The organism is Pseudomonas sp. P5_A12, assembly GCF_056400685.1.
This window is the reverse complement of the sequence record NZ_JBFUKU010000147.1, coordinates 1-13928: the sequence shown is the minus strand read 5'-3', so window position 1 is coordinate 13928 and position 13928 is coordinate 1. Positions and strand designations below refer to the sequence as shown.

Annotated in this window: 13 protein-coding genes; 5 read left to right on the top strand and 8 right to left on the bottom strand. The window is 59.9% G+C overall.

Features of this window, described 5'->3' with window-relative positions; genetic code table 11:
* Positions 1-152 precede the first annotated feature (152 nt).
* From AC1DSG_RS18950 to AC1DSG_RS18940, 3 genes are all read right to left on the bottom strand, one after another.
* A complete protein-coding gene (locus AC1DSG_RS18950) occupies positions 153-794 on the bottom strand; it encodes a DUF1345 domain-containing protein (RefSeq protein WP_477792252.1) in 642 nt (213 codons plus the stop codon).
* Positions 795-893: 99 nt separating this feature from the next.
* Positions 894-3992: a multidrug efflux RND transporter permease subunit gene (locus AC1DSG_RS18945; RefSeq protein WP_477792251.1), complete on the bottom strand. Its 3099-nt coding sequence runs from the start codon at positions 3990-3992 to the stop codon at positions 894-896.
* A 15-nt stretch (positions 3993-4007) separates the two neighbouring features.
* Positions 4008-5165 carry an efflux RND transporter periplasmic adaptor subunit gene (locus tag AC1DSG_RS18940; RefSeq protein ID WP_477792250.1) on the bottom strand — a complete coding sequence of 386 codons (1158 nt, stop codon included), beginning with the start codon at positions 5163-5165 and terminating at the stop codon, positions 4008-4010.
* 204 nt (positions 5166-5369) lie between these two features.
* Between AC1DSG_RS18940 and AC1DSG_RS18935 the strand changes: the two genes are divergently transcribed.
* Both AC1DSG_RS18935 and AC1DSG_RS18930 read left to right on the top strand, forming a co-directional pair.
* Positions 5370-6071, top strand: a complete 702-nt coding sequence (locus AC1DSG_RS18935) for a response regulator (protein WP_477792249.1) — start codon at positions 5370-5372, stop codon at positions 6069-6071.
* Between the two features lie 4 nt (positions 6072-6075).
* Positions 6076-7377 carry an ATP-binding protein gene (locus AC1DSG_RS18930; protein WP_477792248.1) on the top strand — a complete coding sequence of 434 codons (1302 nt, stop codon included), beginning with the start codon at positions 6076-6078 and terminating at the stop codon, positions 7375-7377.
* A gap of 159 nt (positions 7378-7536) precedes the next feature.
* On the opposite strand, the gene AC1DSG_RS18925 is transcribed toward AC1DSG_RS18930, so the two are convergent.
* The 3 genes from AC1DSG_RS18925 to AC1DSG_RS18915 are packed head-to-tail and all read right to left on the bottom strand — an operon-like array spanning position 7537 to position 9395.
* A complete protein-coding gene (locus AC1DSG_RS18925; RefSeq protein ID WP_477792247.1) occupies positions 7537-8304 on the bottom strand; it encodes an anti-sigma factor family protein in 768 nt (255 codons plus the stop codon).
* On the bottom strand, positions 8301-8798 hold the full coding sequence (locus AC1DSG_RS18920; protein ID WP_477792253.1) for an RNA polymerase sigma factor: 498 nt from the start codon (positions 8796-8798) through the stop codon (positions 8301-8303). The genes AC1DSG_RS18925 and AC1DSG_RS18920 overlap by 4 nt, the downstream gene beginning before the upstream one ends.
* 54 nt (positions 8799-8852) lie before the next feature.
* Positions 8853-9395, bottom strand: a complete 543-nt coding sequence (locus AC1DSG_RS18915) for a tetratricopeptide repeat protein (protein WP_477792246.1) — start codon at positions 9393-9395, stop codon at positions 8853-8855.
* Positions 9396-9654: 259 nt separating this feature from the next.
* Between AC1DSG_RS18915 and AC1DSG_RS18910 the strand changes: the two genes are divergently transcribed.
* Complete coding sequence (locus AC1DSG_RS18910) at positions 9655-10467, top strand: crotonase/enoyl-CoA hydratase family protein (RefSeq protein WP_477792245.1); 813 nt, start codon at positions 9655-9657, stop codon at positions 10465-10467.
* Between the two features lie 6 nt (positions 10468-10473).
* Positions 10474-11304 (top strand): NAD(+) diphosphatase, encoded by an 831-nt coding sequence (nudC, locus tag AC1DSG_RS18905; protein ID WP_477792244.1) that lies wholly within the window; start codon positions 10474-10476, stop codon positions 11302-11304.
* Here the strand turns inward: nudC and AC1DSG_RS18900 are convergent.
* Both AC1DSG_RS18900 and AC1DSG_RS18895 read right to left on the bottom strand, forming a co-directional pair.
* Positions 11272-12051 (bottom strand): TSUP family transporter, encoded by a 780-nt coding sequence (locus AC1DSG_RS18900; protein WP_477792243.1) that lies wholly within the window; start codon positions 12049-12051, stop codon positions 11272-11274. The genes nudC and AC1DSG_RS18900 overlap by 33 nt on opposite strands.
* 105 nt (positions 12052-12156) lie before the next feature.
* Positions 12157-12633 (bottom strand): nuclear transport factor 2 family protein, encoded by a 477-nt coding sequence (locus AC1DSG_RS18895; RefSeq protein WP_477792242.1) that lies wholly within the window; start codon positions 12631-12633, stop codon positions 12157-12159.
* Between the two features lie 204 nt (positions 12634-12837).
* Between AC1DSG_RS18895 and pssA the strand changes: the two genes are divergently transcribed.
* Positions 12838-13928 (top strand): CDP-diacylglycerol--serine O-phosphatidyltransferase (gene pssA / locus AC1DSG_RS18890; protein WP_477792241.1); only part of this gene is annotated, 1091 nt, incomplete at its 3' end.

The window sequence follows — 13928 nt, the reverse complement described above, 5'->3', positions numbered from 1 at the left end:
GGTTTAGTAGAAGGCATGATGTTGCTCCTTGGCCCTGTATCCGGCAGGAAAAGGTTTCCTGCCTACCCAAACCTATGCCAGGTGTAATCGCTGCGAAACTGTCAAAGATGACAGGTCTAAAGGAATGGTCTGCTATCGCGTTTCGACAATAATCAACCAAAAAGCCCAGCCGCGATATTGATCGAAAACCCGAGAATCGCCGTATTGAACACAAACCCGATCAACGACTGCGCCAGCACAATCTTGCGCATCTGCGGCGTTGCCACGCTGACATCCGCGGTCTGCACTGCCACGCCGATGGTGAAGGAGAAGTACAGGAAGTCCCAGTAATCAGGGTTATCCAGCCCCTCGGGAAAGAGTAACGCCAAGTCTTTGCCGTCCCATGTGTAAAACAAACGGGCGTAGTGCACACTGAAAATCACTCCGATCAGCAGCCACGAACCGATGACGCTTAGCGCGGTAAAGCCGTAATGCAGCCACTTGCGGCTGGTGTCCAGGTCTGTGCTGCCAGCCAGTTCGTAGGTAATGGTGGCCAGGCTGGCAAGCGCTGCGATGCACACCACAAACAGGACCAGCCCGGCGTTTTCGTCTTCGATTTCGGCAATGCGCTTCACGTCCGGCGCCTTGGCGCGGGCAGCGAGCCACAGCATCAGGATCAGATAAGTCCAGACCCCGGCATTCCAGCCGACGAGGATTTTACCAACGACCGTATCGGCAGGAACCAGAATGCTTGTCGCCACCCCCAGGACGGTGGCGGCAGACAGGCGAGGGTGGGTGCGGGCGAGGAAGGGCATGGAGGCTCGATGCGTCGGGGCTTTGCAAATACCTTAGCCCAGTGCAGCCGGTTGTGACCACAAGGAGCACCGCCGCTCCCACCGTGGATGTGTTGTTGATCACATGGTTTTATGTCGTTTGCGCACCAGCTTCATCACCACCACAAAAAACACGGGCACAAACACCACCGCCAGCGTTGCCGTGATCATCCCGCCAATCACCCCCGTACCAATCGCCTGCTGACTCGCCGAGCTTGCCCCGGTGGCAATCGCCAATGGCACCACRCCGAGGATAAACGCCAGCGACGTCATCACAATCGGCCGCAGTCGCAAGCGTGCGGCTTGCAACGTGGCGTCGATCAAGTCATGACCTTCGTCGTACAGGCTCTTGGCGAATTCAATGATCAGGATCGCGTTCTTCGCCGACAGGCCGATGATGGTGATCAGCCCGACCTTGAAAAACACATCGTTGGGCATCCCGCGAAGGGTCACGGCCAATACCGCGCCGAGCACACCTAGCGGCACCACCAGCAGCACCGAAGTCGGAATCGACCAGCTTTCATACAACGCCGCCAGGCACAGGAACACGATCAGCAGCGACAGCCCGAGCAGAATGGGCGCCTGACTGCCGGACAAGCGTTCCTGCAACGACAACCCGGTCCACTCCTGCCCCAATCCCGTCGGGCCAAGGGCAACCAGCCGCTCGATTTCCGTCATGGCTTCGCCAGTGCTGTGGCCCGGTGACGGTTCGCCGGAAATGGCGATGGCGGGGTAGCCGTTGTAGCGGGTCAGTTGCGCCGGGCCCTGGGTCCATTTGGCCTGGACGAAGGCCGACAAAGGCACCATTTTTCCGGCATTGTTGCGCACGTGCATCTTCAGCAGGTCCGCCACCTGGCTGCGTTGATCGCCTTCGGCCTGCACCACCACCCGCTGCATGCGCCCCTGATTGGGGAAGTCGTTGATGTAGGCCGAACCGACGGCAGTGGACAGCACGTTACCGATGTCGGCAAACGAAATACCCAGCGCATTGGCCTGTTTGCGGTCGACTTCCAGTTGTACTTGCGGCGCTTCGGCCAGGGCGCTTTCGCGAACGTTCATCAGGATCGGGCTTTTCTCGGCAGCGGCGAGCAATTCACTGCGTGCCTGCATCAGCGTCGCATGGCCAAGGCCGCCACGGTCCTGCAAGCGGAACTCGAAACCGCTGGAAGTGCCGAGGCCGTCAACCGGCGGTGGCAACACGGAGAACACCACGGCGTCTTTGATCTGGCTGAACGCGGCGTTGGCCCTGTCGGCAATCGAACTCGCTGAATCATCGCCGCTGCGTTCAGACCAATCCTTGAGCGTGGCAAAAGACAGCGCGGCGTTCTGCCCGCTGCCTGAAAAGCTGAAGCCCAGAATGATGGTGCTGTCGCCAATGCCCGGTTCCGTGGCGTTGTGCGCTTCAATCTGCTCAACCACCTGCACCGTCCGATTCTTGCTCGCACCGGGTGGCAGTTGGATGTCGGTGATGGTGTAACCCTGGTCCTCGACCGGCAGGAACGAGGAGGGCAGACGACTGAAACACACCGCCAGACCGATCAGCAGTACGCCATAGATCAACAGGTAACGTCCGCTGCGCTTCAGCGCGTAGGCAACCCAACCTTGATAACGCTCGGTCAGACGGTCAAAACCCCGGTTGAACCAGCCGAAGAAACCGCTTTTCTCGTGATGCTCACCCTTGGCGATCGGCTTGAGCAGTGTCGCGCACAACGCCGGGGTCAACGTCAGAGCAAGGAACGCGGAGAACAGGATCGAAGTGGCCATTGACAACGAGAACTGCCGGTAAATCACCCCGACCGAACCTTGCATGAACGCCATCGGAATGAACCCCGCCACCAGCACCAGCGTGATGCCGATGATCGCTCCGGTGATCTGTTTCATGGCCTTGCGCGTCGCCTCCTTGGGCGATAGCCCCTCGGTGGCCATGATTCGCTCGACGTTCTCCACCACCACAATGGCGTCGTCCACCAGAATACCGATGGCCAGTACCATGCCGAACATGGTCAGCACGTTGATCGAGAACCCTAGCGCCAACATGGTCGCGAACGTACCCATCAGCGCGACCGGCACCACCAGCGTCGGGATCAGCGTATAGCGGATGTTTTGCAGGAACAGGAACATCACCGCAAACACCAGCAGCATCGCCTCGCCAAGGGTGTAAACCACTTTGGTGATCGAGACTTTGACGAAGGGCGAGGTGTCGTAAGGGATCTTGTATTCCACGCCGGCCGGGAAGTAGCGCGACAGTTCGTCCATCTTCGCCCGCACCAAGGTGGCGGTGCTCAAGGCATTGGCGCCCGGCGCCAGCTGCACGCTGACGGCGGTCGACGGTTTGCCATTCAGGCGGGTAGAGAAATTGTATTCCTGGCTGCCGATTTCGACTCGCGCGACATCACCGATGCGTACGGTAGAGCCGTTGGGGTTGGCCTTGAGGACGATGTCGGCGAATTCCTCCGGTGTCGACAACTGGCCCTTCACCAAAATGGTCGCGGTAATTTCCTGCGTGGTGCGGGTCGGCAAGTCGCCGATGCTACCAGCGGACACCTGGGCGTTTTGCGCGACAATGGCCGCGTTGACGTCGGCCGGGGTCAGGTTGAAACCGATCAGCTTCTGCGGGTCGATCCAGATGCGCATGGCCCGTTCGGCGCCATACAACTGCGCCTTGCCGACGCCGTCCAGGCGCTTGATCTCGTTCATCACGTTGCGCGCCAGGTAATCGCTGAGCGCCACATCGTCGAGCTTGCCGTCGCTGGAGGTGAGGGTGACCAGCAGCAGGAAGCCGGCGGAGACTTTTTCTACTTGCAGGCCTTGCTGAATGACCGCTTGCGGCAGCCGCGATTCCACTACTTTGAGTCGGTTTTGCACATCGACCTGAGCCATTTCCGGGTCAGTGCCCGGTTGAAACGTGGCCTTGATGGTGGCGCTGCCAAGGCTGCTTTGCGACTCGAAATACAGCAAATGATCCGCGCCGTTGAGTTCTTCCTCGATCAGGCTGACCACGCTCTCGTCCACGGTCTGCGCCGAAGCGCCCGGGTACACGGCGTAAATTTCAATTTGCGGCGGGGCGACGTCGGGGTACTGCGCCACCGGCAACTGCGGAATGGCCAAAGCGCCCGCCAACAGGATGAACAAGGCAACCACCCAGGCGAAGACCGGGCGATCAATAAAGAACTGCGGCATAAAAAAGCGTCCTGCTTACTGACCAGAAACCTGGGCAAGTGGAAGAGGGGTACTGTCGATCTGGACCTGCTCACCGGGGCGCGCGTGTTGCAGGCCTTCGATGACAATGCGGTCGCCTGGCTTGAGGCCGCCGGTGACGATCCAGCGATCGTCCTGCACCGCGCCCAGTTCAATCGGTTGCAGGCCAACGCGCTCTTCGGCGTCGAGCAGCAACACTTGCGCAATACCGGCACTGTCACGCTGGATCGCCCGTTGCGGAACGCTGATGCCTTGCTGGTTCACCGCTTGTTCCAAACGTACACGCACGAAGCTGCCGGGCAGCAAGTCGAGGTCCGGGTTGGGAAACTCGCTGCGCAGGATGATCTGGCCAGTGCCGGGGTCGACGGTAATGTCGGTGAACAGCAGCTTGCCCGGCAGCGGATAGAGGCTGCCGTCGTCCTGGATCAACGTGGCTTTGGCCTGTCCCTGGCCGACTTGCTGCAACTGGCCGGAACGGAAGGCCCGTCGCAGGTCGTTGAGTTCGCGGGTCGACTGGGTCAGGTCGGCATGAATGGGGTTGAGTTGCTGAATCAGCGCCAGAGGCGTGGTTTCGTTGTGCCCGACCAGCGCGCCTTCGGTCACCAGTGCGCGGCCGATGCGACCGGAAATCGGCGCGGTGACCGTGGCGTAGCCGAGGTTGAGTTTCGCCCGCTCCACGGCCGCTTTGCTGGCGGCGACATCCGCTGCGGTCTGCCGGACACTGGCGCGGGCGTTGTCGTAATCCTGAGCGCTGATGGCGTTGCCTTCGATCAGCTGGGCATAACGCTGCTCTTGCAGCCGGGCCTGGAATGCATTGGCCTCGGCTTTGCGCAACGCCGCTTCGGCGCTGTCCAGGTCAGCCTTGAACGGGGCCGGATCGATTCGGAACAGCACGTCGCCTTTTTTCACATCGCTGCCTTCATTGAAGGTGCGTTGCAGCACGACGCCGGCGACACGGGCGCGGACTTCGGCCATCCGTGGCGCGGCAATCCGCCCGCTCAATTCGCTGGTGATCGACAGCGGTCGGGCTTCGATGGTTTCGATACGTACGGTGGCCAGCGGTGCCTGTTCTTCGGCGTTGGAGGACTTGTCACAAGCGCTCAGCGTCAGCACCAGTGCAAGCAGGCCGAACGCGGCAAGCAGATTCTTTGACATGGAAATACCCCAATATTGACCCCCCGCATCCTACGGGGCGCCGACGAGGGTAGCGGTGAAGCTTTGTTGGTGCTGTGTGAAATTGTGTAAGGGTTTTGCTCAGGTGGGGGTGAGGGCGTATATCCTTGGCGACTTGATATTTTTTGCGACTGTCATGCCGTCATCGCGGGCAACCAGTCGCCACCGAACTCCCTGGAAACACCCATGCCCAACATCCTCCTGGTCGAAGACGACACCGCGCTCTCCGAACTGATCGCCAGCTACCTGGAACGCAACGGCTATTCAGTCAGCGTTATCAGCCGTGGCGACTTCGTGCGTGAGCGCGCGCGGGTCAATCCGCCGGACCTGGTAATCCTCGACCTGATGCTGCCAGGGCTCGACGGTCTGCAAGTCTGCCGCTTGCTGCGAGCGGATTCGGCCACGCTGCCGATTCTGATGCTCACCGCCCGCGACGACAGCCACGATCAGGTCCTAGGCCTGGAAATGGGCGCCGACGATTACGTCACCAAACCCTGCGAGCCCCGTGTTTTGCTGGCCCGCGTACGCACGCTGTTGCGCCGCAGCAGCCTTGGCGAGCCGCAGACCGTTAACGACCGTATCCTCATGGGCAACCTGTGCATCGATCTGTCCGAGCGCACCGTGACCTGGCGCGAGCAATTGGTCGAGCTGTCCAGCGGCGAGTACAACCTTTTGGTGGTGCTGGCCCGACATGCCGGCGAAGTGCTGAGCCGCGACCAGATCCTGCAACGCCTGCGYGGCATCGAATTCAACGGCACCGACCGCTCGGTGGACGTGGCGATTTCCAAGTTGCGACGCAAATTCGACGACAACGCGGGCGAGGCGCGCAAGATCAAGACCGTGTGGGGCAAGGGATACCTGTTCAGCCGTTCCGAGTGGGAATGCTGAGAAGATGTTCAGGATTCTGTTTCGCCTGTACCTGGTGACCATCGTTTCGTTCAGCGCGGCGATTTACCTGGTGCCAGACTTGGTGGTCAAGGTCTTCCAAGAGCGCTTTGTCACCTACAACCTCGACTATTCGCGCGGCTTGCAAACCCTCATCGTCAAACAATTCCACGCCGTCCCCGAAGCGCAATGGCCAGCAATGGCAGTCGAGATGGACAAGGAGTTCGCCCCGCTACACATCGTGTTGACGCGCAATGACGATCCCGATTTCACCCTGTTCGAGCGCGAAAGCCTGCAGCGCGGCGAGAACGTGGTGCGCATCGGCGACTGGGGCTGGCGGACTTTGGCCGTGGCGCCGCTGAACGAGCAATTGGTCGTACAAATGGTTGTGCCGCCGGACCCAATGGACGTCAGCCTGTTGTACTGGAGCATCAACGTGCTGATCGGTGCGACCATGCTCGCGTGCCTGCTGCTGTGGCTGCGCCCGCACTGGCGCGATCTGGAACGCCTCAAAGGCACCGCCGAACGTTTCGGCAAAGGCCTCTTGAGCGAGCGCACGCAGATTTCCCGACACTCCAACATTGGCAGCCTGGCCAACGTCTTCGACACCATGGCCGGCGACATCGAAAACCTGCTGAACCAGCAGCGCGACTTGCTCAATGCCGTGTCCCACGAACTGCGCACGCCGCTGACCCGCCTGGATTTCGGTCTTGCCCTGGCGCTGTCCGATGACTTGCCCACGGCCAGTCGCGAGCGGTTGCAAGCGTTGGTTGCGCACATCCGCGAACTCGATGAGTTGGTCCTGGAGTTACTGTCCTACAGCCGCTTGCAAAACCCGGCACAGTTGCCGGAGCAGGTTGAAGTGTCGCTGGATGAGTTTATCGACAGCATTCTGGGGAGCGTTGATGAAGAACTGGAATCGCCGCACGTCGTGATGGATGTGCGGCTTCACGGCCAGCTCGAACGCTTCGTCCTTGACCCGCGCCTGACCGCCCGTGCGATTCAGAACCTGCTGCGTAATGCCATGCGCTATTGCGAAAAGCGCATTCAGATTGGTGTGCAGGTGTCAGCGAAGGGGTGTGAGATCTGGGTGGAGGACGATGGGATCGGCATTCCGGATGATGAGCGGGAGCGGATCTTCGAGCCGTTTTATCGGCTGGATCGCAGTCGGGATCGGGCAACTGGCGGGTTTGGCCTGGGACTGGCGATCAGTCGCCGGGCGCTGGAAGCGCAGGGTGGCACAATGACAGTCGAACCGTCACCGCTGGGCGGCGCACGGTTTCGTTTGTGGTTGCCTACCCAACCCTGACGCTTTCTTTGTAGCAGCTACCGAGCCTGCGAGGCTGCGYTCGAGGACGCAGTCCTCGCAAGTCCGGAGGGCGTGGTTTTTCTGAAAGAAACGGTTGCCTGATTTTACGAGGACTACGTCCTCGAACGCAGCCTYGCRGGCTCGGYAGCTGCTACAGAGCTACGCGCTCAGCCGGGTTCGCAACAATTTCGCCATGTCTTCGAGCTCCGCCGCCGGGTTATGTCCGATCAGCATCCACGCGTGTTCCATGTCTGCCCAATACACGACGTTCATGCCATGCCGGCGTTCTCGGGCGAAATGTCGGCTGCCGCCGTTGGAACGGGTCGCGCACAGCGCAATCGGGCCATGCACCGGGTCGAGGTAGGTAATCTGCGCAATGGGCACACCCTCGTATTCAAGGATTTGCGCGCGCCGGAATTCGGACCGTGGCAGGACCAGTTTTGCCGGCGAAAGGTTCAGCCCCAGGCGCGCATCGATGACCCCCAGTTGTGCCCGCTGGGTGGACTCATCGCTGGGCAAGTGCTCCAGGGTTTCTGGTACGTAGAGCGACATGTAATCCGCCACCAGCCCGCGCCAATTAGGCTTTTGCTGGCTCGATTGCCAACTGAGGAACAAACGGTCCGCCACCACGCTCCCGACCACCAGACTGGCAGCGGCCGCAAGAAACCAGCGGCGATTCATTGCCGGGCGTTCAGGGGAAGGTAAGGTGTCGAGCATGAACTGCAATCGGTCCAGAGGTGCCTGTTGGCCCATTTCTTCATAAGCCTCCTTGAACGGCAGGCTGCTGCGGGCCAGCCATTGCAGGCGCAGGTTGAGCGTCGAGTCTTCGGCGATGGCCATGTCGATGCGAGCGCGTTGTTCGACTTCGAGTTGGTTGTCGAGATAGGCCACGAGTTGCTCGTCTGAGGGTGTGGCACGATCGTTCATCGACGTTCTCCCGTGAAAGGGTTCGGTACGGCATGCAGCGGTGGATATTCGGCCAGTTTTATCCGAGCAGCGGCCAGCCGGCTCATGACTGTGCCGATGGGCACTTGCAGCACCTCGGCGACTTCGCGGTACGACAACCCTTCGACGTACGCCAGGTACACCGTTTCGCGTTGGGCTTCGGGCAACGCGTCCACTCGCCGGATCACTTGAGCTGCGCGCACATGGGTCTGCGCCGCGTGCTCGCCGTCAAACGACAACTGGCTTTCGGCATCCACCAATCCCTGACCCTGGCGTACCCGTCGGGAGCGCACTTCGTTAAGCCAGATCGAATGCAGAATGCTCAGCAGCCAGCGGTCCATGCGCGTGTCGGGGTCAAATTGCCCGGCACGCTCAAGCGCCCGCACGCAGGTCGACTGCACCAAGTCTTCGGCCACATGCCGTTGCCGGGACAACAGCAAGCCATAGCGCCACAAACGCGCTAAATGCTGGCCCAGTTCGGCCCTGATTGTTTGATCGCTGGCGATGGCGACCTCCGTCTGTATCAGGTGTCAGGTTTTCGATGAATCGTTAATGGCTTCGGCCAGGTCCTGGTATTCCTCGCAGCTGCTGCCGCAGATCGATTTGATGTGCTGCAACTGCTCTTGAGCCAGGTCCAGTCGTCCTTTGATCACATAGGCTTCGCCGAGGTATTCGCGCACTTGCGCATACCGCGGGTCGAGTTTGACCGATTGCAGGTAGTAACCGATGCCCTCGTCAGTACGCCCCAGTTTACGCGTGGCGTAGCCGCGATAGTTTAACGCTTTGGCAGTGTTCGGTTCTTTTAGTGTATCGAGCAGGGCCAGGGCTTCTTCGTAGCGACCGTCCTTGGCCAGACGATAGGCATAATTGGTGCGGTCTTCATCCGGTACCAGGCTGTTGTTTTGTTTGAGGCATTTTTGCGATCTGGAGTCGAAGACCTGGCCTTTGGGGCAGTTGGGTCTGGCGGGCGCTTCATCGTCGCCATGGGCAAGGGCCAATGAACTGGTCAGGGCTGCCGACAGGCAACCGGCAAGCAGCAGCGGGGCGGTGAAAACAGCAAATCGCAGGTTCATGGGCAAGGCTCCAAGGGTTACGGGTTTCGGTTAAAACCACGATCGTTTTGGGTCATGTAAGAAGAACACCGCAGCGTGAACAATTATTCATTTCTTTCTGTCGATTTTGTGGGAGCGGGCTTGCCCGCGATGAGGCCCTCGCAGTTACAGGAAATTCTGGAGTCAGTCCCGTTTTTGGCCGAACCACTGCCTTACTCCCCGCACCCATGCCTTGTTATAGTCCGGGCCTCATTTTTTTGCCCGGTAAAGGATCACTGCCATGTCTCAGTACACCGCGTTCACCGTCGAACTCGCCGACAACATCGCCCATGTGCAGATCAACCGCCCGGAAAAGATCAACTCGATGAACGCCGCGTTCTGGAGCGAGATCATCGAGATTTTCCAGTGGGTCGACGACACCGACGAAGCGCGCGTGGTGGTCCTCAGCGGTGCCGGCAAGCATTTCTCCTCCGGCATCGACCTGATGATGCTGGCCGGCGTGGCCAATGAGCTGGGCAAGGATGTCGGTCGCAACGCGCGCCTTCTCCGCCGCAAGATCCTCGCTCTGCAAGCGTCCTTCAATGCTGTCGACAATTGCCGCAAGCCCGTTCTGGCGGCGATTCAGGGGTATTGCCTCGGGGGTGCAATCGACTTGATTTCGGCCTGTGACATGCGTTACGCCGCCGAAGACGCGCAATTCTCGATCAAGGAAATCGACATCGGCATGGCCGCCGACGTCGGCACCTTGCAACGCTTGCCGCGCATCATCGGTGACGGCATGCTGCGTGAACTGGCTTACACTGGTCGCACGTTTGGTGCCGACGAAGCGCGCAACATCGGCCTGGTCAATCGCGTCTACAGTGACACCGCCAGCCTGCTGGATGGCGTCATGGGCATTGCCCGCGAGATTGCCAGCAAGTCGCCGATTGCGGTCACCGGTACCAAAGAGATGATCAGCTACATGCGCGACCATCGCATCGACGACGGCCTCGAATACGTCGCCACCTGGAACGCCGCCATGCTGCAATCCACTGACTTGCGCGTGGCCATGGCCGCCCATATGAGCAAACAGAAACCCGAATTTCTGGATTGATTAAAAATGACTTCACGCTGGACCACCGCAGTACTGGACACCGATCAACCCGGCGGCTGGGCCGTGGCCCGCAGCCCGGAGGGCTTCCTGTTCGATGACAATGGCGCACTGTTCCCGCGCGAATGGCTCAAGCGTCAGGACCTGTCGATTCTCGCCGAGCACGGCATCGGTCATCTTGATGGTGAGCCGGTCTATCTGCTGGAACTGCGCAGTTCCAGCGACGTTCCAGGGTGCAACTGGAAAGGTCTGCGGGCGTTCATGCTTGAAGGCGATCACACGATATACAAGGTGCTCGGCTATGCCGCGCAAATTGGCACCTGGTACCGTGAGCACCGTTTCTGCGGCAACTGTGGCCAAGTGGCGACGCAAGTTCCGCGTGAGCGGGCGATGTATTGCGAGCCTTGTGATTTGCGTTATTACCCGCGCATTTCGCCGAGCATGATCGTACTGGTGACCCGTGGCGATGAAGTCTTGTTGGCGCGTTCGCCCCGTTTTGTCAGCGGCGTTTACAGCACGCTGGCCGGGTTTGCCGAGCCGGGTGAGTCGGCCGAAGACTGCCTGATTCGCGAGGTCCGCGAAGAGGTGCAGATCGAGGTCAAGAACATCCAGTACCTGGGCAGCCAGTGCTGGCCATTCCCGCACTCAATGATGCTGGGTTTCCATGCCGAGTACGCCGGCGGCGAGATTGTCTGTCAGGAAGACGAAATCGAAGACGCCCAGTGGTTCAACGTTCACGCGCTGCCGCCGTTGCCGGCGTCGCGYTCGATTGCTCGATACTTGATTGATGTCTATGTGGCGCGGCGCTTAGGCCACGCTGAACCAGTGCTGCCAGGCTAGGCGCACGGTCAAGCCCAGCACCACGGTGATGAACACCGGTCGAATGAACTTCGCACCGCCGCTGATGGCGGTGCGAGCCCCAAAGAATGCGCCGACCATCACCGACAGGCCCATGCTCAGGCCGATGATCCAGTCCACCTGCCCGGAAAACACAAACACCGACAGCGCCGCAATGTTGCTGACGAAGTTCATGCTGCGCGCCACACCGCTGGCTTTCACCAGATCGATGGGATACATAAGCAGCGTGCTGACGGTCCAGAATGCGCCTGTGCCGGGACCAGCCACGCCGTCATAGAAGCCGAGGCTGAAGCCTTGGGTCGATTGCCACTTTTTCTTGATCGGTGCGTCGCTGTCCAGCGGCGCTTTCGGCGTGCCGCCGAATAACAGATACAGGCCGCAGGCGAAGACGATCACCGGGAGCATTTTGTTCAGCCACTCGGCCGGCAAGTAATGCGCGACCACGGCGCCGGTCAATGCACCGACCAGTGTGCCGACGATGGCGTGCACCCACTGCCGGGGATGAAACAGCTTGCGACGGTAGAAGGTGAAACTGGCGGTGGCCGAGCCGAAAGTCGAACTCAACTTGTTGGTACCCAGCACCAGATGCGGCGGCAGGCCGGCGGTCAGCAGTGCCGGGGTGGTCAGCAGACCGCCACCCCCGGCAATCGCGTCGATGAAACCGGCAATAAAAGCAACAACGGCCAGAATGGCCAGGGTGGTGAGGTCAACACTGAGTTCGAAAGGCATGGAATCGGCTTATTTCGGCGGGGTGCAGGAAAGGGCTGCGGGGAAGGGGCGGTATCTTACCTGGATCCGACTTCTGCGGCGACCCGTCTGGATCCCTGTAGGATCCTATAAGCCGAGGTCGGACAGTCCCGGGTGATCATCCGGGCGACGCCCCAGCGGCCAGTGGAACTTGCGTTCGCTTTCTTTGATGGGCAGGTCATTGATGCTGGCAAACCGGTTGGCCATCAGCCCGTTTTCATCGAACTCCCAATTCTCGTTGCCGTAGGAACGGAACCAATTGCCCGAGTCGTCGTGCCATTCATAGGCATAGCGCACGGCGATGCGGTTGCCGGTGAAGGCCCAGAGTTCCTTGATCAAGCGGTAATCCAGTTCCTTGGCCCATTTGCGGGTCAGGAAACTTTTGGCTTCTTCACGGTTGTGGGCGAACTCTGCGCGGTTGCGCCATTGGGTGTCCAGGGTGTAAGCCAGCGATACCCGTTCCGGGTCACGAGAGTTCCAGCCGTCTTCGGCCAGGCGAACTTTTTCGATGGCCGATTCGCGGGTGAAGGGTGGCAATGGCGGACGAACTTCAGCGTTAGACATGTAAAGTCTCCCAGAAAATGTAAAGTTCAAACACGGAGCGGGTCAGTTTGTTCATGTTGCAAAACAGTAGAACGTTCGTTCGACTGGGTCAGCAGGAATTTTCATCGCCTGCTCGCGAAGGGGTCATTACAGACGGTAACAAGACCCAAGGCAATCCATGGTGTAAGCTCATGAATTCCTCGGATTCGACCCACTGCGAGCCCTATGCCGTCGCTTTTCAAACGCTCTCTGCTGCCCAAACTGCGCAGTTTTCCGCTGACCGCCGATGCCGTCACCATCCTTTCCGGCGCTGCCGAATTTCGTCGTTGCCTGCTGGAAAAAATTGCCCAGGCCACGCACCGCATCTATATCGTTGCGCTGTACCTGCAACAGGATGAAGCGGGCCAGGAAATTCTCGATGCCTTGCACGCCGCCAAATTGGCGCGTCCGGAGCTGGACGTGGTCGTGGTGGTTGACTGGCTGCGCGCCCAGCGTGGGCTGATTGGTGCCGGCAAGCAGCCGGGCAACTCGGCGTGGTATCAGGAAGCGACCCGCACCCACGCCAGTGAAGTGCCGGTGTATGGCGTTCCGGTGCAAACACGCGAACTGTTCGGCGTGCTGCATTTGAAGGGCTTCGTGATCGATGATTGCGTGATTTACAGCGGCGCGAGCCTGAACAACGTTTACCTGCACAAGTTTGATAAATACCGCTTCGATCGATATCACGTACTGCAGAACCAGGCGCTGGCCAATTCGATGCAGCATTTGGTTCAGCACGGCTTCCTTGAGTCCAAAGCCGTGCACCGCCTCGACTTGCCGAACCTGCCAACCACCCGCAGCCTGCGCCACGACATCGGCGACTTGCGCAGCCGACTCAAGCACGCGGCGTACGACACCACGGCGGGCACCACGTTGAAGGGCGGTTTGTCGGTCAGCCCGTTACTTGGAGTGGGCAAGAACAATCCATTGAACCGGGTGATTTGCGAGTTGATCGCCAGCGCCCAGCATCAACTGACCATCTGTACACCGTACTTCAACCTGCCACTGGCGGTGACCCGGGAAATCAACCGGGCACTGGGTCGGGGCGTGAAGGTTGACATTGTGGTCGGCGACAAGACCGCCAACGACTTCTACATTCCGCCAAGCGAGCCGTTCAAGGTGATCGCGGCGCTGCCGTACCTCTACGAGATCAGCCTGCGACGCTTTGCCAAAAAGCATCTGCATAGCATCGACAGCGGCAAACTGAACCTGCATTTGTGGCGTGATGGCGACAACACCTATCACCTCAAAGGCATGTGGATCGACCAGCGTTACAC

Bases quoted from the DNA above. Each gene is read 5' to 3' on its own strand.
- AC1DSG_RS18925 (WP_477792247.1), bottom strand. From the start codon at position 8,304: ATGAACGATCGTGCCACACCCTCAGACGAGCAACTCGTGGCCTATCTC.
- AC1DSG_RS18950 (WP_477792252.1), bottom strand. From the start codon at position 794: ATGCCCTTCCTCGCCCGCACCCACCCTCGCCTGTCTGCCGCCACCGTC.
- AC1DSG_RS18915 (WP_477792246.1), bottom strand. From the start codon at position 9,395: ATGAACCTGCGATTTGCTGTTTTCACCGCCCCGCTGCTGCTTGCCGGT.
- AC1DSG_RS18895 (WP_477792242.1), bottom strand. From the start codon at position 12,633: ATGTCTAACGCTGAAGTTCGTCCGCCATTGCCACCCTTCACCCGCGAA.
- AC1DSG_RS18900 (WP_477792243.1), bottom strand. From the start codon at position 12,051: ATGCCTTTCGAACTCAGTGTTGACCTCACCACCCTGGCCATTCTGGCC.
- AC1DSG_RS18940 (WP_477792250.1), bottom strand. From the start codon at position 5,165: ATGTCAAAGAATCTGCTTGCCGCGTTCGGCCTGCTTGCACTGGTGCTG.
- AC1DSG_RS18910 (WP_477792245.1), top strand. From the start codon at position 9,655: ATGTCTCAGTACACCGCGTTCACCGTCGAACTCGCCGACAACATCGCC.
- AC1DSG_RS18930 (WP_477792248.1), top strand. From the start codon at position 6,076: ATGTTCAGGATTCTGTTTCGCCTGTACCTGGTGACCATCGTTTCGTTC.